The organism is Flaviflexus ciconiae (genome assembly GCF_003971195.1).
In the GTDB taxonomy this organism is placed as follows: Bacteria; Actinomycetota; Actinomycetes; order Actinomycetales; family Actinomycetaceae; genus Flaviflexus; species Flaviflexus ciconiae.
On the sequence record NZ_CP034593.1, the window covers coordinates 890,855 to 915,569 of the forward strand.

The window sequence follows — 24,715 nt, forward strand, 5'->3', positions numbered from 1 at the left end:
GGGGCAGGGTGTAGGTCTCGTTCTCGCTCATGGTCGACATCATGCTCCTTTGTCGGTGTCTGAACTTAGCTTAGCGGGGATTTATTCGGCTGTCGCCACTGCGCCACGCCTATGAGACAAGCGTGTTAGCGATCTGGATGGCACGCACGGCGGCGGCCGCCTTGTTCCTCGTCTCGATGTCTTCCGTCTTCGGTACGGAGTCGGCAACGATTCCCGCACCGGACTGGACCGAGGCGCGACCGTTTTCGATGATCGCAGTACGGATTGCGATCGCCAGATCTGCGTTACCCGCGAAGTCGAAGTAGCCTGCCACTCCCCCGTAGATCCCGCGCCGTGCCGGCTCGAGCGTGTCAATGATTTCAATAGCACGGGTCTTCGGAGCACCGGACAGGGTTCCCGCCGGGAACGTTGCGGCCAGTGCCTCAACGGCGCTCACGCCGTCCCTCAGCTCTCCTGTGACCGTGGAGGTAATGTGCATAATGTGGGAGAAGCGGGCGATATCCATGAGCTCGGTGACTTCAACCGTGCCTGGCTTCGAAACCTTCGCCAGGTCGTTGCGGGACAGGTCAACGAGCATGACGTGCTCGGAAATCTCCTTGGGATCCTTCAACAGTTCCTCGGACATTTCCCGGTCTTCTGCCGGCGTGGCTCCGCGGGGGCGCGATCCGGCGATCGGGAAGGTACGCACAACGCCTTCCCGCACCGCCATCAGCGTCTCCGGACTCGAACCGACGACGGAGAATCCCCCGCGATCGTCTTCGAGGTTGAAGTAGTACATGTACGGCGACGGGTTGATGGAACGCAGGACGAGATAAACGTCGAGCGGATCCGCTGTGCAGTCAATATCCGCGCGCTGCGATAGGACCACCTGGAAGACATCACCGTCGGTAATGTGCTGCTGGCCCTGGCGGACGGCGTTCTGGAACTCCTCGGAGCTCACTCGCATGACGGGTTCTGATGGCGCGGTGGATCCCCGTCCGTACGCCCTCGCCGGCACGGGAGCCTGTAACGCTGCCTTCATGTCCTCGATTTTTACGAGAGCCCGGTCGTAGGCCGCCTCGGCACCTTCGGGACGTCCGTTGCGGTTAACCGCATTGGCGATCAGCCAGACGACGCCCCTGCGGTGGTCGATTGCGACGAGCTCTTCGGTCAGGCACATGGCAACGTCGGGTGTGCCGTGCTCGGACGGAGCGTTTTTCTTCAGGGTCGGCTCCCAGTCGTAGAGAACATCCCATCCGAGAACGCCGACCAGTCCGCCGGTCAGGGGCGGCATGCCATCCAGTGGTTCCGACTTGAGTTGCGCAAGAGCGCCTGACAGGAGCTCGATGGTCGAGCCTTCGGTCAGCAGGCCGTCGGGAACATCTCCGGACCAGGATGCCTGGCCGTCGCGTGCCGTCAGGGATGCCGAGGAGGACACTCCCACGAATGACCAGTTGGACCAGTAGTCCTGTTCTGCGGACTCGAGGATAAAGGAGCCCGGTCGGCCCATGGCCAGCTTTCGGTAGATGCTGGATGGGGATGTGTCGTCAACGAGTAGTCGCACAGCCACGGGCACAACGCGCCTTGTTGCTGCCAGCGTTACGAAGTCTTCCCTCCCCGGGAAGATCTCACCCCAGTCAGAGATTCGTGTCGTCACGGTCAGTCACCGCCTCAATGGTTCGATTGTCAAAGCAGGAGCGGGTTCCGGTGTGGCACGCTGCCCCCACCTGCTCCACCTGGATGAGCAAAGTATCGGAATCGCAGTCATGTTCGATACCGCGCACGTACTGCCTGTGGCCGGAGGTGTCGCCCTTGCGCCAGAATTCCTGGCGGGAACGGGACCAGAACCAGACCCTGCCGGTTTCCGTCGTTCGAGTGTATGCCTCTTCGTTCATCCACCCCATCATGAGCACCCGCCCCGATTCGTGGTCCTGGATGATGGCGGGCACCAGTCCCGCATCGTTGTAGACGATCATCGAACCTCGATCCCAGCGCTACGCAAGCCGTCCTTGACCTGGGCGATGGTGAGAGTACCGAAGTGGAACACGGAAGCCGCCAAAACCGCATCCACGCCGATTTTTGCGACGGCGACGAAGTCCTCGACGGTTCCGGCTCCGCCGGAAGCAATGAGGGGCACGGAGCAGATTTCGCGTACCGCGCGTGTCATCTCCAGATCGAACCCCTTGGTTGTGCCGTCGTGGTCCATCGAGTTGAGGAGGATTTCGCCAACCCCAAGATCCTGGGCCTGCTTCACCCATTCCAGAGCATCGAGGCCCGCGGAGCGGCGCCCTCCGTGGGTGGTCACCTCGTAGCCCGAAGGGGAAGAACCATCCTCCTGGACGCGGCGAGCATCCACCGACAGGACCAGCACCTGATTGCCGAACTCCGTCGATATTTCCCGGAGCAGCTCGGGGCGGTTGATTGCTGCGGTGTTGACGGAAATCTTGTCGGCACCGGCGCCGAGCAGGCGGGCAACATCCTCGACGCTGCGGACGCCCCCACCCACGGTGAGGGGGATGAAGACCTGTTCGGCCGTGCGGGTCACAACCTCCATGGTTGTCCCCCGGTCCTCAACCGACGCGGAGACGTCGAGGAACGTGAGTTCGTCCGCACCCTGCTCGCCATAGACCTTGGCTAGCTCGACCGGGTCCCCAGCATCCGCCAGGTTCTCGAAGTGGACTCCTTTGACCACTCGACCGGCAGATACATCGAGGCACGGGATAACCCGAAGCGCAACGCCCATTTCCAACTCCTTCGATTGACTGATCCAAGGCTAGGCTATCGCCTATGAAGATCGGGATCGTCGACCATATTGCGGAACTTACCACGCGTGAGGGTAACCGCCCCATTATTGTCACGGTCGACGGATTCTCCGGTTCCGGTAAAACCAGTCTCGCCGAAGGAATAGCGCGAGAACTCAACAGCCGCGGCCGCGGCTACGGCACCCTCCTCCTCGAGGTCGAGCTGTGGGCGCGTGGGTGGGGTGATCTCGCTGGCGGAGTCCGCCGCGTCAACGACGTTGTCGAAGGGCTTCAGAGCGGCCCAATCGAAACCCAAACCTGGAACTGGTGGACGGAAACGCTCGAGGACCCCATCGTTCTCAAGCCCAAGCCTGTCATTCTCGTGGTCGGCTCCGGCTCTGGCCAGATCCACTCCGATCTGGCCATTTGGCTCGATGCTCCACGGGATACTCGCCGCGAGCGCGTTGCTCGACGCGATCCGTACGACTGGTCGGATCACTGGGAGGAATGGGAAAGCCAGGAACTGGGTCTCCTGGAAGTTCATGATTCCCGGGCCCACGCTGATATACAGATCGGCACAACAAACAACGATCGTGGGTGACGTTGATATGGCGCAGGGTGACAACAAGGAAGCCGATAATTGGGTCGAAAGAACCGGGTGAGAAGTCCACGTGGCCGAGAGCAACATCGGAGGGACCGGGAGAGCGGTCAGCGTGCCAGAAAGACGGAGCACTCCCAGGACGATGACTGAGCCACTGGCGCCCAGTGGCGTGGCAGATCACAGCCCATCGACTAAACAAGCTCAACCGCATCAGGTCCGAGAGGACATTGTGTTGCGGGCCGACGACCCACGTCGCGCGAAGCTTGAGGTTGAGGGGTGGGTCATGGTTGCTCGCTCATGGGCTGCATCTCTCGATGCCGCGAGCGCTGACTTGGATGTCATGGATCGTGCGGTGGCGCGGAGCGCCGGGCACGGTCTCATCCGCGAGATTACTGATTTCGATGTTGCGGCTGTCCTTGAACTTGACGTGGCGACGCTTGGGGACTGCCCCGGGGGCATTGCAACATCGCATACTCCGCTCACCGAATCCACTGCTCAAGTCAGCTCAGTTAGACGGGCCTTTGGGATTTTCGATGACAAAGGGAGGGCTTTGGGTGTCACCTATGTTGATATCGACGGTAGTTCTGCCGATACAGACTTTACGGTAGTCCTGCCCCAGTTTCGGGGGCTTCGCCTGGGATCTGCTGTGAAGGCCGCTTCCGTTCTTGCACTTATGAAGGATGGGGTCAGGATATTTCGTACCGGAGGCGCCGAAGAAAATACGGCAATTCTCAAGGCAAATCGGAGCCTAGGCTATGTGGTAGACGAAGAGTGGGTAACACTCAGACTCACCGCTGAGGATCGCGACTGATCATGAAGAGCATTTCGCCTCCAGCAATCGTCACACTCTTGGCTCCATTAGCTGCGGATTTGCATGAGCCGTAGGCAGGTCAGGGATCGTGCGGTTAATTTTTGATCGCTTCCATCACTTATGATCGGTCTTGCTTACGTTCATTTTCGATATGAGGAGATTATTATGGATGCTGCTCTGGTTACTCAGTGGACTTTCTTCGAGGAGGTTCCGATCCCTTCGGACGTTGCGTCGTTGCTTGTGGAGGGGGAAGAGCCATATGCAGCTTTCAAGACTTTCCGTGATTCCGCGATTTTTACGTCTAAGCGGCTTATTGTCCGTGACTCTCAGGGCATGACGGGTAAGAAGGTTGAGATCTATTCCGTTCCCTATTCGTCGATCAATATGTGGTCGACCGAGAACGCCGGGCGACTAGACATGAATGCCGAGATTGAGTTGTGGACCCGGGCAGGACATATCAAGATCAGCGTTGGCAAGAAGATCGACGTTCGGCGCATTGACATGCTTATTGCCAACAGCGTTCTCTTGAACAGCTAGTACTCGTAACAGAGTCCTTCGTGCGGTCAACACCCGTGCGGTAAATCCCCGTGCGGATCACTGCGGTCGGTCGAGGATTCTTAAGGACGTTCTCGACCGACTTCTTTCGTTAGCGGCAACCGAATTCACCATGGATCTCGATCGTCCGCAGTGCGTTGGGAAGACGCAGCAATTGCGAAGTCAGAGGTAACGGCACCATGTCGTTAAGTTACGGAATCTCGTCCTCTACCCCGATGCCTCACTGTATGTTCCTGCCCGGGCTGAATGTCCCTGCCGGGCTGACGTTCCTACACCCCGGCCGATTCGCCTGCGTGTCAGCAATTCATCTCTTGTCAGCCCGTGCCTGGGACAACGGGTTGATCACGTGAAAGCTACTGCGCGAGGTGGTTTGCGTGGCGCGTTGGCCTAGCGTAGCCAGGACGCTGACGGGTCTCGAAGTTCCCCGTAGCCGGCGAGGGCTGATACGGCGGCGAGGACTCCGTTGATGGTGGTGGCATTGTGGATGTACCCGGCGTGGATTTCTGCGACTGCCTGCGTGAGCGGAATCCAGCGATACTGCATATCGGCTTCTTCTTCGGTTCGCTCGTACTCGAGTGATGACTCGGTGAGGTCGCGGGCGAGGTAGATCCGGAGGGATTCGGAGAGGCAACCGGGTGAGGAGAACTGGTCGATGAGGACATGCCAGGTTTTGGCTTCGAGCCCTGCTTCTTCTGCGAGTTCGCGCTGCGCCGCAAGGAGGGGGTCTTCACCTTCTTTGTCGAGAAGACCGGCGGGGACTTCCCAGAGGATCGCCCCCACGGGGTGGCGGTATTGGGAGAGCATGAGCACCTCCGGTCCGTTCTCGGTCTCCCGGAGGGGAACGATGGCAACCGCACCGGGGTGTGCAATGTATTCGCGACGGAGAACCTTGTCCTGTCCGGAGAGCCGGATTTCGTCTGAAACGAATGAGAAGACGTTGCCTTCATAGATGGTCTCGGAATTTATGAGGGTGTGTCCGTCATACTTGCGGTCTGTCACGTCGTCTCCTGCCGTGTGGCTGTTATATCCGACTCCAGCTTAACGCCCCGACCATTTGCCCGGCGCACCACCGTCTCGCAAGCACGTGGCATCAAGCTTGGTATACCGTTCCTGCCGGTACCCGCCGATCACCCGTCAGAACCGTGCCGGTCCCCGGGCCTATGCCATTCCTCGGGTTCATATCATCGACAGGCTCATGCCGATCCTCGGGCACGTCCCGCTGGCCCAAGTCATCAAAGCAGCACCTGCCTTACGGAGTTCGTCTTGTTCTACGACTGGATCGATGTGGATCCGGTGTTCTCCCGTGCGCTGGTCACCATCTGGTATCTGCTGATCCAGATCTCGGCGATGTCTGGGGACTGGGGTTGGGTACTGATTCTTTCCCGTGCGACGCGCGTGAGCCTCTTGGCCAGGGCCTCGTCGGAGAGGATCGTGCGTACGTTCGAGACCATGGCCGCAACATCATCGACGTCGAAGAGTAGGCCCGCCCCTTCCAGGAGGTCGGGTATGCCTCCGGTGCGGGTAGCGATGACCGGCACCTGAGCCGCCATCGCTTCCTGGGCCGCGAGCGGACGCGATTCCCACACAGATGGCAGAACAAACACGTCGGAGGCAGCCAGCCACCTGTCCACATCGGAGCGTTCCCCGGCAAGCACCAGGGGCGCCCGAGACGAGATAGCACCGAGTCTCAGCTGATCATCGATAGACATGTCTCCACGGCCCACAAGCACCCAGGTCACTTCTTCCCGCAGTGCGGTGGCGGCCTCCAGCGTCGTCATGACGTTCTTCCGCGGGATCAGGGACGAGACGGTGAGGACCATGGGCCGTTTCGGATCAATATCCGTGCCTGGGCTTGCCGCGTCGGGAAGGGATGAGAGCAACTCGGTACGAAGATTATGCCTATCGGTTGCGCTAAGCCGCCCGGTTTCAAGAAGGGCCGGAATGCCGGGGCTGGGCACGTAGGACAGCCACGTCTGCTTAGCCCCCACCTGCCTCGCCAGAGCAACAAGGTCAGGCGAGGTTCCCGATACTCCATCGGCAATTCGAACCCCGAAAGAATCGGCGGAGCGCGCAGTCAACCACGACCGTTCGCTCGGCCGAGCATGCCAGGAAATAATAAAACCTGGACGGTGACGTTCCGTCAGCAGCGTGGCTGCGAGCAGGCCGCCGTTGTTTCCGTGGGCGTGGACAATATCGCAGTTGCGGACAACGCGTTTTATGAGGCGCACCTGGGTACCCGACAATCGGGCAGGGATCTCGATCGAATCCCCCATGTCATAGCTTTCAAGAACGCCAGCATCCGCGGCAACGACAACGTCATGTCCAGCGAGCCTCAGCTGGTAGGAAAGTCGAGATACGTGCGCTGCCATAGCCCCGTCACCCGACAGGACGACCTGGACAATATGCATGGCACCCCCTTTAGTCCTCCGCGACCCAGGCCCCACCTTCCACGCGGACCGGTCCGCTCGGAACGTGATGAGCACGGGGACCGCCACTGCCACAAGGGCGCCGACAATAGCGCCGCCGAGGGCAGATGCGACCCCTTCACCCAATTCTAGAATGAAACCGCAGGCCAAGCGGCCAACAATCGCCGAACACAGCGAAACTGAGACAGCAATAGTGACCGTCTTCAGCAAACCGGCGGTGACACCCTCTCCGATTGACTTCCGGCATTCCACCACCCCTGCAATCCCCGCCGCTGTCATACCAACCGCGGTTGCGAGGCTCAGGATGTCGAGAGTCTCCATCCGGCTATCGGCAAGCGGGATAGCAAAGAGAATACCAAGACAGACCAGCATCCAGCCCCACACCGTAATCCTGAGGACCCTGCCCGGCTCACCCACCGCATAAAGGACGCGGGACGTGTGGTAGAGAAGCGAGTAGCCGATCACGCCGATAGCAAGGACGCTGACAACCCGGTCCAGCTCCGGCATGTCATACACGACCGTGAAGATCTCCTCGGCCGCGGGTGCAACTGCCGCAAGGGCGGCACCACCGATCGCCGACACAATCACAATCAGACGGATTGAACCCGACGCAATCTCGGCAAGACCCGGCCTACCCGGCAGGGCCGCCTTCTCGGAGACCCGCGGGAACAAAGCCGTAGCGATCGGCACCGCAAGGATCGCGTACGGCAGGAAGTAGAGAGCCTGCGCATACTTGTAGATCGGGTACGCACCCGTACCGCCCACATTATTCGCAACGATCATGATGAGGACGATCGCGGCCTGCTGGGCAAGCAACCCACCAAAGCCCGCGGACGCCATGCGGAGCGCCTGGCGTCCCATCCCGTCCGGGAACCGGAACGTGGACCGCAGCTTCACGACCTTCAGGACGGGAAGCAGCTGCGGCAAAGTGAAGGCAATAACCCCGCCCGTCGTTCCCCATCCGAGCCACATGAGAGCCGCCACCGGGACTTCAGCCGGGTCACCGCTGTCACTGCCACCCGTCTGCCAAAACATGAGGAACGCGCCGATGACCACGATCGACGACAGCATCGGCGCCAACGCCGGCATGACGAACTTGTGGTGGGCCTGCAAGATCCCGCTCAGCACGACAGACATGCCGTACAGCGGCACCTGGACCGCAAAAATCCTCAGCAGCAACGCCGCCGTATCGATAACAACCTGATCCCGCGCACCCAGGAGCCCGTGAGCAAGCGGGTCGGCCAGCACCACGACGAGGAGCGCGATCGGCACCCCCACCGCCATCACCCACGTGAGAAGCGCCGACGCCACCCGATTCGTTGATTCCGCGTCCTTACGAGCAATGCACCGCGACAGGAGCGGCACGACAACACCCGCGAGAGCACCGCCCGCCGCGACTTCGAAGAGCACATTTGGAACGTTGTTGGCGGTCGAATATGCATCGGCCATCGGTGTTGCGCCAAGGACCCAGGATTCGCCAACGGTCCGACCAAAACCAACAACTCTGGAAAGCAAAGTGAGGATAGCAATAACGCCGGCCGCTCCTGCAGCCGACGCCATCAGCGACCTCGCCTTCACCTACCGCCCCCAGCGATCAATTGCCGACAGCACGGAATTATTGTCAATCACCCTGCTGAACGACACTTTCTCCGAAGCCAGAATCAGGCCAACGGTGGCGCCAGCAACAACGGTCCGTACCGCACGGTTCGGGTGACCCGCCATCGCAACACCAAGCCCGGCACCGAGGGCGTTCGCACCCAGGTCTCCCAGCATGGTCCGACCTGCCAGGTCCTCCCCAGCATTTCCCGCAACCGTGGTTGCAAGGCCGGCGAGCAACGGCGCAGTTGGTCCAGACCTCGGCATCGCCAGCAAAGCGCCGGCGCCCGCCACTTTGAGCGCACGTCCGGGACGCAGGTCAAGAAGATTAATGAGGTTTGCGGTTCCCGCAATCGCAACGGAGCGAACCACCCAGTCGGTTACCGACCTTCGGTCACAAAGAAGAAGGGCGGCCACTCCGGCACCGGCGCCAATCAGACCGATCTTGAGGACACCGGTCGTGACATTGCCCTGCGAAAGCTGTTTGAGATGACCGGTGAGCCCCTTGCCGCTTTCGAACTCTTCTTCCCGGTGATCATCGACGTAACCGGCAACCGCGCCCGCCGTTACCGCGGCGACACCAGCCGCGCCAACGCGGCCCCCGGTCACCAGAGCTGCAACGCCCGCACCGATCGCGGCACGAACGCCACCCGCAAGTGACACCGGATCACCGGCAAAGTTCGTTCGCTGCCACTCGGTTCCAGACGGTCCGGGGATACGCGAGGTCAGGAACCCTGCGACCCCGGCAGCCAGCCTCTTCATTATTCGCCGTCCGCCGGCTGATCCTCGCCGGCCGAATCGCCATCGGTCTGCTGATCTTCGGAGCCAAGAACACCCGCGAGGGTGCCCTCGCCCTCGGTTCCGGCTTCGCCGCCGTCAACGGCCTCACCCTCGACAGTTTCACCATCGACTGGAGCATCGCCGTCAACCGAGTCACCCTCGGTAGCCTCACCTTCGGTGACACCTTCCTCCGACTCGGAGGGATCGGCTGCTGCAAAGTTCTCGAGTTCTGCACGTTCACCGAGCACGAGCTCGGCGCTGTCGGTAATACCCCAGGCAATAGTTGCCCCGGACAGCTCCTGGGTCAATGCAAAGGGAACGTTGATAAACGACGTTGAGTCTTCCGGGGAATCCACCGTCGACACGCCATTGTCGTCGGCCCGCACCGCATCGAGAAGCGTTCCACTATCGCCCGTCGACACGAGAACAGCGGGGGTTTCGATGGCGGTCATGAACTCGACCTTGTTCGCAAGAATCGTCTCTGCATCCGGGTCCTCTTCGCCCTCAACCGGGACCTCCACCTCTGTGGGGCCCACAACGAGGATCGCGTCGGAAGGGCTGACAAGAGATTCACGGACCTCGATCAGCGGATTGTCGGAGGACTGGTAAAGCTCGAGAAGGGTCGCAGCCCCCGCGCTCTCATCGTCCGCCATGAGAATCAGTTCCAAGCCGGCCACGAGGGTCTCCATCGGATTGTCCGACGTCTCAACGTAGGAGCCGAGCTGACCGGAAAGGGCGTTCCGGTAGGAAGCGGTGGCCGGGGAGAAGAAATTATCGGTGATCTCGACAACGCCCTGGATTTCGGCACCGGAGAGCATCAGGTTCTCGGAATGTGCGGCAATTGCGTCATCGCTCGCGCCCGGAAGGGCAACAATGACGATGGCCTGGCCGTCCAGGCTCCCCGTGATCATGTCGGTGGTGAGCGATTCCAGGCCTTCGCGGTACGCCTGGGATTCGCGTTCCGCTTCTTCCGCTTGCGCCCACGCTTCATTTCGGGATTCCCGTAGCGAATCGACCTGGTTCGTCAGGACCGAGCCGATCGAGTTTTGCAGGGGGCCCGCACCGAGGATGATACCCACGCCGAGGGCCATGAAGACCGCGATCAGCGAGACAAGATGGTAACGAAAATCAACCATGACACTTCCTCACTCAACCGAACAGGCTGAACACATTGTTCCAAGCATCGGAGAACCATGCCTGGAAAAGACCCCAAATGGTCTGCCCCACGTCCGTCGTGGTGATTGCCGCGACGAACGCGAACACGCCGGCCACAAAGAGGGCAATGAGCTGCCAGTTGGAAATCCTGGACTGATAAAGCTGTGACGCGCCCTTCGCGTCGATGAGGCGGCCGCCAACCTTGAGCCGCGTCAGGAAGGTCGATGCCATTCCTTCCCTGCCCTTGTCAAGAAACTCGATGAGCGAGGAGTGGGTACCAACAGCGACAAGAAGCTTCGCGCCCTTCGAATCCGCGAGGATCATGGCGGCGTCCTCGCTCGTTCCCGTCATAGGGAACACAATGTAGGGAACACCCAGGTCTTCCACGCGTTTCACGCCCGGAGCCCGCCCATCGCGGTAAGCATGAACGATGATCTCCGCGCCGCTCGTCAGCGCCGCGTCCGATACCGAGTCCATGTCGCCAACAATGACGTCTGGGGAAAGCCCAAGCTCAAGCATCGCATCCGCGCCACCGTCCACGCCAACAAGAACGGGCCGGTAGTCACGAATGTAGGACTTCAGCGACTGGAGGTCGTCCTTGTAGTGGTAGCCGCGCACCACAATCAGGACCTGTTTACCGTCAAAGTCGGTACGGACGTCGGGGATACCGACGGAATTCAGAATAAGGTCGTGTTCGCGCTCGAGGTACGACATGGTGTTATGAGCGAAAGCGGACAGCTGGGTGGAGATACCCTCCGACGCCTCCGCCATAGCCGCCTCGTTCAGTTCGGTGGTCTGCCATACACCGTCGGCAAGAAGCACGTCGCCCGTGTAGACGGTCCCCTCGTCCTCGATGCGGAGCTGCTGTCCTTCCCGTACGTCCATGATCTGCGAACCGAGATCGTCGATAAGGGGAATGCCGGCGGCCAGAAGAATTCCCGGGCCGAGGTTCGGGTAGCGACCGGACGTGGACTTTGCAGCATTGAGAACCGCAGCGGGTTTGCAGGCAACGAGGGCTTCTGCGGAGACCCGGTCGAGGTCCTCGTGATCGATCACGGCGATCTCGCCCTCGTCGAGCCGCTTCGTCAGATTCTTCGTCCGTGAATCAACCTTCGCAAAACCCCCGAGCCCTTCCAGCTCGGTTGTCTCAGGTCGTCGACGATATTTCCACTTCACTCGACTATCGTCCCACGGTCGACTCGGAAAGTAGGTCAGCGGCGTGCCTACGCGCGGAGTCCAAGTCCGCTGATCCGGACAGCATTCGTGCGAGTTCAAGCACCCGTTCATCATCAGAAACGGCGCGAACTTCCGTCGATGTTGCGCCCCTGGCAACGACCACCTGTCGGTCTGCCCACGAGGCAACCTGGGCAAGGTGGGTGACGACTATCACCTGGGCATGTTCCGCTAATCCGGCCAACCGAGCACCAATGGCCTTCGCCGATTCACCGCCCACGCCAGCATCGATCTCGTCGAACACGAAGGTTGGCGGCACCTCTGGTGCCAGCTTCGCCAAGACAAGCTCAATGGCGAGCATGATGCGGGACAGCTCGCCGCCCGAAGCCGAGCTGGCCAGCGGCACCTGCGGGGCGTGGGAATCCGGACGGAACATGAATGTCACCTTGTCGATCCCGTCAGCCCGTGGCTCGTTTGGTTCCACCGCTACCGAAATCTCGGCTCTGCCCAGGGCTAGCTGAGCAAGTTCCTCATTGACTCGCTTCGCAAAAACCCCGGCCGTTTCCTGGCGGATCTTCCGCAAAGCAGAGCCCGTCGTCATGACATTCTTTTTCGCGGCAGCGAGCTCTTCTTCTAGCTGTGCCTCCCGTGCCTCGGGGTCCTCGAGATCGGCAAGAGTTTCCCGGGCGTGCTCGGCTTCGACGATCGCTTCGTCGACCGACATGCCGAGCTTCCGGGACAGGGAACGGAGCTTAGCCTTACGAGCATGCAGATCGTTGAGAGACTCCCCCGTCTCAAGCCCGGAGAGCATCCCGCCCACCACCTGGACCAGATCCTTCAGTTCCACCTCGGCGGTCTCTGCTCGCTTGCGAACATCGTCCGCACCGGGCTCCTTTAGCCCAGACATCGCTGAAGCTACCCGCCCCACGAGGTCCGCGGCCCCGGGCATCATTTCACCGTCGCCCGATAGTGCACCGAGGGCCTCGGCCAGGCCGCTCCGTGTTTCCTCAATCGAGTCAAGCCGTTCAATGCGTTCGCGCAGCGAATCTTCTTCACCGGTTTCCGGCTCCACCTCATCAACGGCTTCCACGAGCGCCGTCAGTGCGAGCCGCTTCGACGCCATGTCACGTGCGGATTGTCGGAAGGCTTCAAGCGTGGCCGTGGCCTCGCGATACTCATTCCATGCATCCCCGTAGGTGGCGAGAGCAGATGCGGCCTTCGTCCCGCCTGCGCTATCGAGCGCGCGCAGCTGAGCTGCCGCAGAGCGTAGCCTCATCTGCTCGGATTGCCCGTGGATCGTGACGAGGGATTCGCCCAGCGATTCCAGGGTGCTGCGGGGAACACTCCGCCCTCCCAGGAAGCATCGGGACCTTCCTTCGGCGGGTATTTGGCGGGAAATTGTTATCCCTGCCGATTCACCTTCGGTGTCAACGTCTCCCCCGCTGTCGCGAACGATGTCGACGACATTGGCGGATTCGGATACTTCGAAGATTCCTTCGACGACCGTGCGTTCGGCACCGATTCGGACCTTCGACACGTCCGACTGTTTACCAAGCAGGAGCCCCAGGGAGTTGAGGAGCATTGTTTTACCGGCACCGGTTTCACCGGTGATTGCCGTGAGTCCCGGAGCGAATTCGATCGTTGCATCCTCGATGACACCGAGGTTCTCGATCCGAACCTCATCGATCACGGACGGCCCCGATCCCGAAAACCTCTCACCGGCAAATCGAACTTCTTGACGAGGCGGCCGGAGAACGGTGTGTCGTTGAGCCTAGCCAGGTACACGGGATAATCCGACTTGCGTGCGGAAATAATGCTGCCCGCGGCCACCGGAAGCTCCCGCCTACCGTCGCAGACGAGCTTCGCACCATCGGAGTCGAGGACGACCTGGAGTTCAGAGTTTGGCCCCACGACCAGGGGGCGAGTAAAGAGAGCGTGTGCCGCAACGGGAACGAGAAGCATGGCCTCGACGTCGGGCCACACGACCGGTCCGCCGGCAGAGAACGTGTATGCGGTTGACCCCGTTGGCGTTGCCATCAGAACCGAGTCGCAGGCAAAGGACGAGACTCCTCGACCATCGACGCCGAGGCTCACTTCGATCATTGGCTGACCGTGCTTATCGAGGGCAGCCTCGTTGAGAGTCCAGGACGTGGCCCGCGAACCATCGGGAAGCATGACCTCAATATCGATCGTCATTCTCCGATCGAGAGTCCACTGGCGCTCGGTGATCTGTTCGACAACGCGAGGCAGCCCCTCGGGTTCCACTTCGGCCAGGAATCCGACGTGCCCGTAATTGATACCAACGATGGGGATTTCCGTGCCCCGGGTGAGTTCAGCGGCGGACAGGATCGTTCCGTCCCCGCCCAGGACAACAACCATCTCGGCGTCGCCAACGGGTCCGCTCTTGCGGACCGTGAATCCGTGGCTTTCCAACTGGTCGGCCATCATCGCAGCCGACTGCTGGGCATCGGGCCGAAATTTGTGGGCAACGACGTAGATCTCGCGTGTCATCCTGCCTCCTTCGCTCAGACTCTACCGAAAAGGCCGGGCGCTGGCCCATTCATCACGGCGCTGTGGATCGCCTCGGTCATATCCGAAACGGGGTCCGGATGGTCGCGTCGCATCGACAGGAAGTATTCAACATTCCCGGCGGGTCCGGGAAGCGGCGAAGCCGCAACATCGGCAATGGAAAGCCCCAACTCCAGTGCGCACCTGGCAACGGTTCCCACAGTCTCTTCGTGGTGGTCAAGGTTTCGGACAACCCCACCGTGACCGAGTCGTTCCTTGCCGATCTCGAACTGGGGCTTCACCATGAGCAGGAAATCTGCATCCTCGCGAACGGCGCCCACGAGGGCCGGGAGAACCAGCGTGAGGGAGATAAACGACAGGTCCCCCACCACCATGTCCGGCGCCGGGGCAACGTCCTCGGGAGTGAGGGCGCGCACATTCATGCGTTCCATGATGGTCACCCGCGGATCTTCCCGCAATCGCCACGCGAGAAGTCCGTAACCAACGTCGATCGCGAGAACTTCTTTCGCACCGCGGCGCAGCAGAACGTCCGTGAAGCCGCCGGTGGAGGCTCCAGCATCGATGATTCGTCGATCCTGGATGACGGGCGCCCGATCGCCAAGCACGTCGAGAACACCGGCAAGCTTGTAGGCACCACGGGATGCATAGTGGTCCAGGTCGGAATCGTCGACAACGATAGCCTGGGCCGGGTCCATCTGACGTGCGGGTTTTGTTACCTCGGCGCCGTCGAGACGGACCCTGCCCGATTCGATCAGTTGCTTCGCCTCTTCGCGTGAACTCGCCAGTTTTCTACGAACAAGTTCCGCGTCGATCCGCCGCAGGCGACCCATCAGCCCTGAGCCTTGCTCAGAGCATCGGATAGCACACGCGCGATCTCGTCGAAGCGTTGGGCGCTGGCCTCGAGGCTCTCAGAATCGACCGGCTCTTCAGGAGTCAGTTCGTTTACAATCGCCTCGAGGTCGCGTCCAGGAGTCGTTTCCATGCGTCTATTCGACCACGAGTTCTGTCAGCTGATCGAAGAGATCCTCTCGGCGGGTCCCGTCGTCCACCGCCGCCCAACAAGCGGCAACGACACAGCGGTAGAGATCCATCGACGCCCCAGGAAGCGAACCGGAGGTCGTCAGCTTGCCGTCAACAACCTCTGCCCACTCCGAGCCAAGCTCTGCCCGGCCATCCTGGGTCACCGGTGCCTCGTGCGCCTCGTTGAGACCCCGCAGATCCTTCGCGAGGAACGTGGGACGCTCTTCGGGAACGGCAAGGGCAACGTCCCGAGCATCGCTCACGCCCGTGAGAACATGCAACGAGTCAACGCCTGCCGCAACGGAACCACGGATGTCGGTGTTGAGACGGTCGCCGACAGCGATCGGATTCTTCGCGTCGACAGCATTTGCTGCCTGCTCGAAAACCTTCGGTAGCGGCTTGCCGGTGGCGAGCGGAACCACGCCCGTGGCGTGCTCAACTGCCTTGACGAGTGCACCGTTGCCCAGCATGAAGCCACGTTCCTGGGGAAGTGTCGCGTCCAGGTTGGTTGCAATAAAGACCGCGCCCTTCCGGATCGCTAGCGCACCCTCGGACATGACCTGCCAACCAACCGTCGCGTGAAAGCCCTGGACAACGGCGGCCGGATCATCGTCCGCGGAGTCAACGACGGTGAAGCCCTTCTGGGTCAGCGCCCACACGAGTCCTTCTCCACCGATAACGAAGACCTTCGAGCCAGCCGGGATCTCCCCCGCGGCAAGCTCAGCCCCTGCCATGGCAGCCGTGTATACCTCGGAGTCATTCGCAGGAATGTTGAGGCTACGCAGGTGCTCACCAATCGACGCGGGCGTACGTGCCGCATTATTCGTCAGGTAGACCGCCTTTTGACCTTCGGACACGGCAGCGGTGATTGACTCACCGGCGTACTCGATCGGTTCCTGACCGCGATAGCACACGCCATCAAGGTCGTAGATCGCAGCATCGTAGGCCTGCGACAGCGGGGCGGTCGATGACTTCAGAGTCATTTAGTTTCACCTTCGTCGAACTCGGAGAACAGGTCGTCCTGCTCAGGGGCATCCCCGGTCAGGTTTTCCAGACCGGGCAGTACCAGGTTATCGTCATCCTCACCCTCGCGAGCGTCCGACTCATCGGTGTCTTCGAGAACGTCCCGAGCATCATCCAGGACCTCGTCCGGACCCACGTTCGCCTCATCCTGCTCAAACTCGTCGACAGTCTCGGCTTCCTCGGCTACCTCAGCGACAGCAACCTCGTCCTCCACAACATCCTCAGCAGCATCCGCTTCAGCCTCCGCGAACAGCTCGGGCTCAAGACCATTGAGTGGATTCTCGGATTCCGTAGCTTCACCCGCTTCATCTTCATTCGCGTCGCCACCCTCTGTGGAGACCGGATCAACCGACTCGTCGAGATCGGATGTGTCCTCCGAATCGTCGGCAACATCGGCATCGTCCAGGACCTCGTCAGATTCGACGTTCTCTTCGTCAAACTCGACATCCTTCGGATCATCCATTGATTCCTGGTCCTCGGAAGCCGCATCGTCAGCGAAACGATCGCTGGAGTCGGCCCGTTCATCATCCCAGGCATCATCGGCGGACTGTGCGGACTCAACCGACCGTGCCGAATCACTCGAGTCTGCCGAGTCGTCCCAGTCGCCAGCGCCGTACGAGTCCTCGTCGGAATCCTCAGCGTAAGCCTCTGATTCAATCACTTCGGTGAGCACCTCGATGGTTTCCTGATCCCACAGCGCAGACCATCGTGCCTCTACTGCGACGGCTTCCTCCTCGCGGCCAAGCTCACGCAAACGCTCTGCACGCACCAGCTCAACCGGGGCCCTCATCTCTTCACTAAAAGTATCGACCTTCAGTGTCTCGATGAGCTTGAGGCCCTTCTCGGACTCCTCAAGGTCCGCGTAGGCACCCGAGACGACAAGTGCGAGCTCGATCTGTGCGGCCGGCTCAAGCTCCTGGAGATTGATGTCTTCCAGGTATTTAACGGCACGGTCGGGCTTACCCATGCCACGCTCGCAGTCTGCCTCAAGGTAGGCATGGGAGATGTCGCCGGACATGCGGCGGTAGGTGCGCAGCTCACGGAGAGCCTCACCGTACTTCTCATTTGCGTATGCCGTGAGACCAAGGGCCTCGCGGACAATATCGATACGGGAAGCACGACGGTAAGCTGCCTTCGCGTGCTCGTAAGCAAGCTCGGGGTTGTCATCCATGAGCGAGCCAGCCATGACAAGGAAACGCGCGACACGGTCGGCATTATCCTTGTTGAGAGACAGAAGGTGACGACGTGCTTCCTTGCTGAGGTTCTCTGCAGTGATCTCCTCAGGGATAAACGGCTCCGGCTCACGATCCTGACGACCGGCACCTGCACGAGGTGCATGCTGCCTACTGTCACCACCATCCCGCTCATCGAAGCGCCGACCACCGCGATCATCGCGATCATTGAAGCGCCCACCGCCACGACGATCATCAAACTTACGCCCACCACGATCATCCCGATCATTGAAGCGCCCACCGCCACGACGATCATCAAACTTACGCCCACCACGATCATCCCGATCATTGAAGCGCCCACCGCCACGACGATCATCAAACTTACGCCCACCACGATCATCCCGATCATTGAAGCGCCCTCCGCCACGACGATCATCAAACTTACGCCCACCACGATCATCGCGATCACTAAACCGACGGTCACCACCACGGTTATCGCGATCATCAAAACGACGAGGCCCACGATCATCGTGCTCATTAAACCTGCGATCGCCACCCCTGTTGTCGCGGTCGTTGAAGCGCCCACCGCCACGACGATCATCAAACTTACGCCCACCACGATCATCGCGATCACTAAACCGACGGTCACCACCACGGTTATCGCGATCATCAAAACGACGAGGCCCACGATTGTCACGGTCATTAAACCGACGATCACCACCACGGTTATCGCGATCATCAAAACGACGAGGCCCACGATCGTCACGGTCATTAAACCGACGCTCGCCGCCTCGGTTATCCCGATCGTTGAAGCGCCCGCCACCACGACGATCATCACGGTCGCTAAACCGACGCTCGTTGCCACCACGATTGTCGCGGTCGTCAAAACGACGAGGTCCACGATCATCGCGATCGTTGAAGCGACCCCCGCCACGACGATCATCAAACTTACGCCCACCACGATCATCCCGATCATTGAAGCGCCCGCCACCACGACGATCATCACGGTCATTAAACCGGCGCTCGTTGCCACGGTTATCTCGATCGTTAAAACGGCGGTCGCCACCGCGATTGTCTCGGTCTTCAAAACGACGTGGCCCGCGATCATCGCGATCATTGAAGCGCCGGTCGCCACCGCGGTCCTGGTATTTGCGGCCTCCACGATCGTCCTTGAACCGATCGGAGCCGCCAGAGCGGGATCCCTTGCGGCGATCAGACGCCGACTGCCAGGAGCTACGACGGTCTTCAGAGCCGTCTTCAAAATTGTTGGACATTAGAGATCTCCACTCATTCAATTCTCAAAAAGCGGCCCATACGGCACGCAACGTATACAAGATTAGTTCATGATGGCCGTCCATGAAATCATATGCGGCTGTTGACTCGAACACCGCAAGCTCCCGTCCAGGAAGCCGCGAGACGAGGAGCATCCTCCACCGGCAGGCCGGCCGCTGAAAATGGACAGGGAAAGGACCATCATGGTGGCAGTCAGGTACTGCAACCGAAAAGCTTGCAGCTGATATGACTAAGGCCCCCACCGAAGTGGGGGCCTTAGATCCAATAATAATGGCGGCGGTGTCCTACTCTCCCACACCCTCCCGAGTGCAGTACCATCGGCGCTGGTGGGCTTAGCTTCCGGGTTCGGAATGAGACCGGGCGTTTCCCCACCGCTATAGCCACCGCCAAAAACACGGAGTAACAACAGCTTTAAACCATATTTGATTATAGGTTACGTCACCCACGTGTGTGGGTTGGATGGTAACCGTACAGTAGACGCGAACACAGCAGTAGTGTTTACTCGTTAAATCTTTTCACCAAGTGTTTTTGGTGTTGTGTAATCTTTTGGCCAATTAGTACCAGTCAGCTCCACACCTTACAGTGCTTCCACATCTGGCCTATCAACCCCATAGTCTTTAGGGGGCCTACACCAACCCGAAGGTTGGATGGAAACCTCATCTTGAAGCAGGCTTCCCGCTTAGATGCTTTCAGCGGTTATCCCTTCCGAACGTAGCCAACCAGCCATGCACCTGGCGGTACAACTGGCACACCAGAGGTTCGTCCGTCCCGGTCCTCTCGTACTAAGGACAGCCCTTCTCAAGTTTCCAACGCGCGCAGCGGATAGGGACCGAACTGTCTCACGACGTTCTGAACCCAGCTCGCGTACCGCTTTAATGGGCGAACAGCCCAACCCTTGGGACCTACTCCAGCCCCAGGATGCGACGAGCCGACATCGAGGTGCCAAACCATGCCGTCGATATGAACTCTTGGGCAGGATCAGCCTGTTATCCCCGGGGTACCTTTTATCCGTTGAGCGACGGCGCTTCCACAAGCCACCGCCGGATCACTAGTTCCTGCTTTCGCACCTGCTCGACCTGTCAGTCTCACAGTCAAGCTCCCTTGTACACTTGCACTCGCCACCTGATTACCAACCAGGCTGAGGGAACCTTTGAGCGCCTCCGTTACCATTTAGGAGGCAACCGCCCCAGTTAAACTACCCACCAGGCACTGTCCCTGAACCAGATCATGGTCCAAAGTTAGATGTGCAATACGACCAGAGTGGTATTTCAACAACGACTCCACACCCACTAGCGTGAATGCTTCACAGTCTCCCACCTATCCTACACAAGCCGCACCGAACACCAATACCAAGCTATAGTAAAGGTCCCGGGGTCTTTCCGTCCTGCTGCGCGTAACGAGCATCTTTACTCGTCGTGCAATTTCGCCGAGTTCGTGGTCGAGACAGCGGAGAAGTCGTTACGCCATTCGTGCAGGTCGGAACTTACCCGACAAGGAATTTCGCTACCTTAGGATGGTTATAGTTACCACCGCCGTTTACTGGGGCTTAAATTCCCAGCTTCACCCACCACAAAAGTGAGTTAACCAGTCCTCTTAACCTTCCAGCACCGGGCAGGCGTCAGTCCGTATACATCGTCTTACGACTTCGCACGGACCTGTGTTTTTGATAAACAGTCGCTTCTCCCTGGTCTCTGCGACCCTCACCCCTAGCCAGAAAATGGCTTCAAGGTTCAGGTCCCCCTTCTCCCAAAGTTACGGGGGCATTTTGCCGAGTTCCTTAACCACGATTCTCTCGAACGCCTTAGTATTCTCTACCTGACTACCTGTGTCGGTTTCGGGTACGGGCGGCTCAAACCTCACGTCGAGGCTTTTCTCGGCAGTACAGGATCACCCTACTTCCCCCAATAAAGGGGTCATCATCAGACCTCACCCTCCATGTTCCCCGGATTTACCTAGGAAACGGGCTGCGTCCTTAAACGTGCCAAGCCATAAGACACGCGGTGGCTACCTCTCTGCGTCACCCCTGTTAATACGCTTGCCTACCGTAAGATCAGGTCCCACGCGCACCACCACCACACCCCGAAGGGCCTGATAGTGGTTTGGATGGTTAGTATCCCTCACCTCAGCATTGGACGGTTTTTCGCCGGTCACCAGAATATCAACTGGTTGTCCATCGACTACGCCTGTCGGCCTCGCCTTAGGTCCCGACTAACCCAGGGCGGATTAACCTGGCCCTGGAACCCTTAGTCATTCGGCGGACGGGTTTCTCACCCGCCTTTCGCTACTCATGCCTGCATTCTCACTCGTCACCATTCCACCAACGCTCACGCCCTGGCTTCACCACAATGACGACGCTCCCCTACCCAACACTCAACAAAGTGTTGCCATGGTTTCGGCGGTGTACTTTAGCCCCGCTACATTGTCGGCGCACAATCACTTGACCAGTGAGCTATTACGCACTCTTTCAAGGGTGGCTGCTTCTAAGCCAACCTCCTGGTTGTCACTGCAACTGCACATCCTTTCCCACTTAGCACACGCTTAGGGGCCTTAACCGATGGTCTGGGCTGTTTCCCTCTCGACTACGAAGCTTATCCCCCGCAGTCTCACTGCCACGCAAACGTAACCGGCATTCGGAGTTTGGCTGACGTCAGTAACCCGGTGGGGCCCATCAGCCATCCAGTAGCTCTACCTCCAGCACGCTACACGCAACGCTGCACCTAAATGCATTTCGGGGAGAACCAGCTATCACGGAGTTTGATTGGCCTTTCACCCCTACCCACAGGTCATCCCCTCCTTTTTCAACAGAAGTGGGTTCGGGCCTCCACACGCTCTTACACGTGCTTCACCCTGCCCATGGGTAGATCACCCCGCTTCGGGTCTAGAGCATGCGACTCAAACGCCCTATTCAGACTCGCTTTCGCTACGGCTACCCCACACGGGTTAACCTCGCCACATGCCACTAACTCGCAGGCTCATTCTTCAAAAGGCACGCCATCACCCCAACAAAGGAGGCTCTGACGGATTGTAGGCGCCCGGTTTCAGGTACTATTTCACTCCCCTCCCGGGGTACTTTTCACCATTCCCTCACGGTACTATCCACTATCGGTCACTAGGGAGTATTCAGGCTTACAAAGTGGTCTTTGCAGATTCACACGAGATTCCACGAGCCCCGTGCTACTTGGGAGACGCATAAGAACACATGCTGCAGTTTCATCTACCGGGCTCTCACCGTCTACGGCCCTGTTTCCCACCAGGTTCAACTACCACAACACACGACTCTCGACCCCTTTACGGAGGGCCATAACACGATCCCACAACACCGCATGCGCAACGCCCGTAAGCTCTCACACACACACGGTTTAGCCATCATCCGCTTTCGCTCACCACTACTCACGGAATATCTCTTCCTACGGGTACTAAGATGTTTCACTTCCCCGCGTTCCCCCACACACCCTATACATTCAGGTGCGGGTAACCCACCATAACGTGGGCCAGGTTTCCCCATTCGGACACCCTCGGATCACAGCTCGTTTGCCAACTCCCCGAGGCTTATCGCAGGCTACAACGTCCTTCTTCGGCTCCCAGTGCCAAGGCATCCACCGAACGCCCCTACAAAATTACACAACAAAACACATCATTAAAAAACTCTTCGATTCACACAAACCAAAGATGCTCGCGTCCACTATACAGTTACCAAACAACCCACCCACACCACACAAACAACCAAAAAAATTGTTTCCATGACAGAGCAACCAGGGCTGCTAACCCCAAACCCCAACAGCATGCCGTTCAATGAAAAACTTTCCCATACCAAATCTTTGCAGAAAATCTTTGCCTCGTAGCCTGCACTCCAGCAGCAGACCAATCGCTATCCCATCGGCAGGAACATCGCCACCACCCCACACCCACACACCAACAAACAGTGCATGTTACAAGCATCAAGTGGATTTCGGGAAAAAACTCCCTAGAAAGGAGGTGATCCAGCCGCACCTTCCGGTACGGCTACCTTGTTACGACTTCGTCCCAATCGCCAGCCCCACCTTCGACCGCTCCCCCCAAAAAGGTTAGGCCACGGGCTTCGGGTGTTGCCAACTTTCGTGACGTGACGGGCGGTGTGTACAAGGCCCGGGAACGTATTCACCGCAGCGTTGCTGATCTGCGATTACTAGCGACTCCGACTTCATGGGGTCGAGTTGCAGACCCCAATCCGAACTGAGACCGGCTTTAAGGGATTCGCTCCGCCTTACGACATCGCAACCCTCTGTACCGGCCATTGTAGCATGCGTGAAGCCCAAGACATAAGGGGCATGATGATTTGACGTCGTCCCCACCTTCCTCCGAGTTAACCCCGGCAGTCTCTCGTGAGTCCCCACCACAACATGCTGGCAACACGAGACAAGGGTTGCGCTCGTTGCGGGACTTAACCCAACATCTCACGACACGAGCTGACGACAACCATGCACCACCTGTACACCACCCCGAAGGCTGCCCCATCTCTGGAACATCGCAGTGTATGTCAAGCCTTGGTAAGGTTCTTCGCGTTGCATCGAATTAATCCGCATGCTCCGCCGCTTGTGCGGGCCCCCGTCAATTCCTTTGAGTTTTAGCCTTGCGGCCGTACTCCCCAGGCGGGGCACTTAATGCGTTAGCTACGGCGCAGAACCAAAGGCCCCACACCTAGTGCCCAACGTTTACGGCATGGACTACCAGGGTATCTAATCCTGTTCGCTCCCCATGCTTTCGCTCCTCAGCGTCAGTAATAGCCCAGAGACCTGCCTTCGCCATCGGTGTTCCTCCTGATATCTGCGCATTCCACCGCTACACCAGGAATTCCAGTCTCCCCTACTACACTCAAGCCTGCCCGTACCCACTGCAAGCGCGGAGTTAAGCCCCGCGTTTTCACAGCAGACGCGACAAGCCGCCTACGAGCTCTTTACGCCCAATAATTCCGGACAACGCTCGCGCCCTACGTATTACCGCGGCTGCTGGCACGTAGTTAGCCGGCGCTTCTTATACAGGTACCCTCAACCACACAAAAATATGGCCTTGTTCCCCATCGAAAGAGGTTTACAACCCGAAAGCCGTCATCCCTCACGCGGCGTCGCTGCATCAAGCTTGCGCCCATTGTGCAATATTCCCCACTGCTGCCTCCCGTAGGAGTCTGGGCCGTATCTCAGTCCCAGTGTGGCCGGTCACCCTCTCAGGCCGGCTACCCGTCGACGCCTTGGTAGGCCACTACCCCACCAACAAGCTGATAGGCCGCGAGCCCATCCCCCACCAAAAAAATCTTTCCCACAACCACCATGCGGCGGAAGCAGAATATCCGGTATTAGACCCAGTTTCCCAAGCTTATCCCGAAGAAGGGGGCAGGTTACTCACGTGTTACTCACCCGTTCGCCACTAATCCACCAACAGCAAGCTGCCAGCTTCATCGTTCGACTTGCATGTGTTAAGCACGCCGCCAGCGTTCGTCCTGAGCCAGGATCAAACTCTCCGCAAAAAACATTGCATCAAGCCAGAAACGACTCTCAAAAAACAAAACAAAAAATCAACAAAAAAATACAAAAAACAATCAAAAAACGACACACTATTGAGATTCAAAACAAGCAACCCACACCCGGACAAACACTTGGTATCTGGCCGAAAGGGGCGTTTCACAAGCTTACTCTCAGCGGATTTCTCCGTCAAGATCTGTGTTGGAGATAACTCCGGCACTTCGCTTGGCTTTGGGGCGTGTTCCACCCAGGAAGTTTTTCCTGATTGGTTTTCCGCATCCCCGCGGCGAGATATAACTTTACGGATCCGACACCGATAGGTCAATTCCGTTGACGGTGAGGCGCGCCACCTTGTCACTTTTCGTT

17 protein-coding genes, 3 rRNA genes and 1 pseudogene are annotated in these 24,715 nt (G+C 59.1%); 3 read left to right on the plus strand and 18 right to left on the minus strand.

Features of this window, described 5'->3' with window-relative positions:
- Window positions 1-109: 109 nt before the first annotated feature.
- The 3 genes from EJ997_RS04000 to hisF are packed head-to-tail and all read right to left on the minus strand — an operon-like array spanning window position 110 to window position 2,722.
- On the minus strand, window positions 110-1,636 hold the full coding sequence (locus tag EJ997_RS04000) for a chorismate-binding protein (RefSeq protein WP_228201571.1): 1,527 nt from the start codon (window positions 1,634-1,636) through the stop codon (window positions 110-112).
- Complete coding sequence (gene hisI / locus EJ997_RS04005; protein WP_126703437.1) at window positions 1,617-1,955, minus strand: phosphoribosyl-AMP cyclohydrolase; 339 nt, start codon at window positions 1,953-1,955, stop codon at window positions 1,617-1,619. The genes EJ997_RS04000 and hisI overlap by 20 nt, the downstream gene beginning before the upstream one ends.
- Window positions 1,952-2,722: an imidazole glycerol phosphate synthase subunit HisF gene (gene hisF / locus EJ997_RS04010; RefSeq protein ID WP_126703438.1), complete on the minus strand. Its 771-nt coding sequence runs from the start codon at window positions 2,720-2,722 to the stop codon at window positions 1,952-1,954. Before hisF ends, hisI begins: the two co-directional genes overlap by 4 nt.
- Before the next feature lie 44 nt (window positions 2,723-2,766).
- Here hisF and EJ997_RS04015 point away from each other — a divergent pair, with 44 nt between their 5' ends.
- The 3 genes from EJ997_RS04015 (at window position 2,767) to EJ997_RS04025 (ending at window position 4,669) form a co-directional block, all read left to right on the plus strand.
- Window positions 2,767-3,321: a uridine kinase family protein gene (locus EJ997_RS04015; protein ID WP_126703439.1), complete on the plus strand. Its 555-nt coding sequence runs from the start codon at window positions 2,767-2,769 to the stop codon at window positions 3,319-3,321.
- A gap of 232 nt (window positions 3,322-3,553) precedes the next feature.
- On the plus strand, window positions 3,554-4,132 hold the full coding sequence (locus tag EJ997_RS04020; protein ID WP_206501807.1) for a hypothetical protein: 579 nt from the start codon (window positions 3,554-3,556) through the stop codon (window positions 4,130-4,132).
- A gap of 165 nt (window positions 4,133-4,297) precedes the next feature.
- Entirely contained in the window at window positions 4,298-4,669 is a 372-nt protein-coding gene (locus EJ997_RS04025; RefSeq protein WP_126703441.1) for a PH domain-containing protein, read from the plus strand.
- Window positions 4,670-5,074: 405 nt separating this feature from the next.
- Here EJ997_RS04025 and EJ997_RS04030 read toward each other — a convergent pair whose 3' ends face one another.
- The 15 genes and pseudogenes from EJ997_RS04030 to EJ997_RS04095 all read right to left on the minus strand — a co-directional run bounded on the left by EJ997_RS04030 (window position 5,075) and on the right by EJ997_RS04095 (window position 24,354).
- Entirely contained in the window at window positions 5,075-5,686 is a 612-nt protein-coding gene (locus EJ997_RS04030) for an NUDIX domain-containing protein (RefSeq protein WP_206501809.1), read from the minus strand.
- Window positions 5,687-5,955: 269 nt separating this feature from the next.
- Window positions 5,956-8,673 carry a lipid II flippase MurJ gene (locus tag EJ997_RS04035; RefSeq protein ID WP_126703442.1) on the minus strand — a complete coding sequence of 906 codons (2,718 nt, stop codon included), beginning with the start codon at window positions 8,671-8,673 and terminating at the stop codon, window positions 5,956-5,958.
- An 18-nt stretch (window positions 8,674-8,691) separates the two neighbouring features.
- The gene (locus EJ997_RS04040; protein WP_126703443.1) at window positions 8,692-9,471 is read right to left on the minus strand and encodes a hypothetical protein; all 780 of its coding nucleotides are present in this window, start codon (window positions 9,469-9,471) and stop codon (window positions 8,692-8,694) included.
- Complete coding sequence (locus EJ997_RS04045; protein ID WP_126703444.1) at window positions 9,471-10,625, minus strand: copper transporter; 1,155 nt, start codon at window positions 10,623-10,625, stop codon at window positions 9,471-9,473. Before EJ997_RS04045 ends, EJ997_RS04040 begins: the two co-directional genes overlap by 1 nt.
- A 13-nt stretch (window positions 10,626-10,638) precedes the next feature.
- Entirely contained in the window at window positions 10,639-11,820 is a 1,182-nt protein-coding gene (gene steA / locus EJ997_RS04050) for a putative cytokinetic ring protein SteA (RefSeq protein ID WP_228201572.1), read from the minus strand.
- A 4-nt stretch (window positions 11,821-11,824) separates the two neighbouring features.
- Window positions 11,825-13,507 carry a DNA repair protein RecN gene (recN, locus tag EJ997_RS04055; RefSeq protein ID WP_126703445.1) on the minus strand — a complete coding sequence of 561 codons (1,683 nt, stop codon included), beginning with the start codon at window positions 13,505-13,507 and terminating at the stop codon, window positions 11,825-11,827.
- Window positions 13,504-14,328 carry an NAD kinase gene (locus EJ997_RS04060; RefSeq protein ID WP_126703446.1) on the minus strand — a complete coding sequence of 275 codons (825 nt, stop codon included), beginning with the start codon at window positions 14,326-14,328 and terminating at the stop codon, window positions 13,504-13,506. The genes recN and EJ997_RS04060 overlap by 4 nt, the downstream gene beginning before the upstream one ends.
- A 14-nt stretch (window positions 14,329-14,342) precedes the next feature.
- Window positions 14,343-15,176, minus strand: coding sequence for a TlyA family RNA methyltransferase (locus tag EJ997_RS04065; RefSeq protein ID WP_126703447.1), 834 nt, complete (start codon window positions 15,174-15,176; stop codon window positions 14,343-14,345).
- Window positions 15,176-15,328 (minus strand): hypothetical protein, encoded by a 153-nt coding sequence (locus EJ997_RS12865; RefSeq protein ID WP_164719778.1) that lies wholly within the window; start codon window positions 15,326-15,328, stop codon window positions 15,176-15,178. Before EJ997_RS12865 ends, EJ997_RS04065 begins: the two co-directional genes overlap by 1 nt.
- Window positions 15,329-15,332: 4 nt before the next feature.
- Window positions 15,333-16,349, minus strand: a complete 1,017-nt coding sequence (locus EJ997_RS04070) for an HAD-IIA family hydrolase (protein WP_126703448.1) — start codon at window positions 16,347-16,349, stop codon at window positions 15,333-15,335.
- Entirely contained in the window at window positions 16,346-17,575 is a 1,230-nt protein-coding gene (locus EJ997_RS04075; RefSeq protein ID WP_164719780.1) for a tetratricopeptide repeat protein, read from the minus strand. Before EJ997_RS04075 ends, EJ997_RS04070 begins: the two co-directional genes overlap by 4 nt.
- Window positions 17,576-17,740: 165 nt before the next feature.
- Window positions 17,741-18,835: pseudogene (locus tag EJ997_RS14195) on the minus strand (hypothetical protein); the annotation flags it as partial.
- A 290-nt stretch (window positions 18,836-19,125) separates the two neighbouring features.
- A 5S ribosomal RNA gene (gene rrf / locus EJ997_RS04085) occupies window positions 19,126-19,242 on the minus strand.
- A gap of 145 nt (window positions 19,243-19,387) precedes the next feature.
- Window positions 19,388-22,478 (minus strand): 23S ribosomal RNA (locus EJ997_RS04090).
- Between the two features lie 344 nt (window positions 22,479-22,822).
- A 16S ribosomal RNA gene (locus EJ997_RS04095) occupies window positions 22,823-24,354 on the minus strand.
- Together the 16S, 23S and 5S rRNA genes form the textbook arrangement of a ribosomal RNA operon.
- Between the last annotated feature and the right edge of the window lie 361 nt (window positions 24,355-24,715).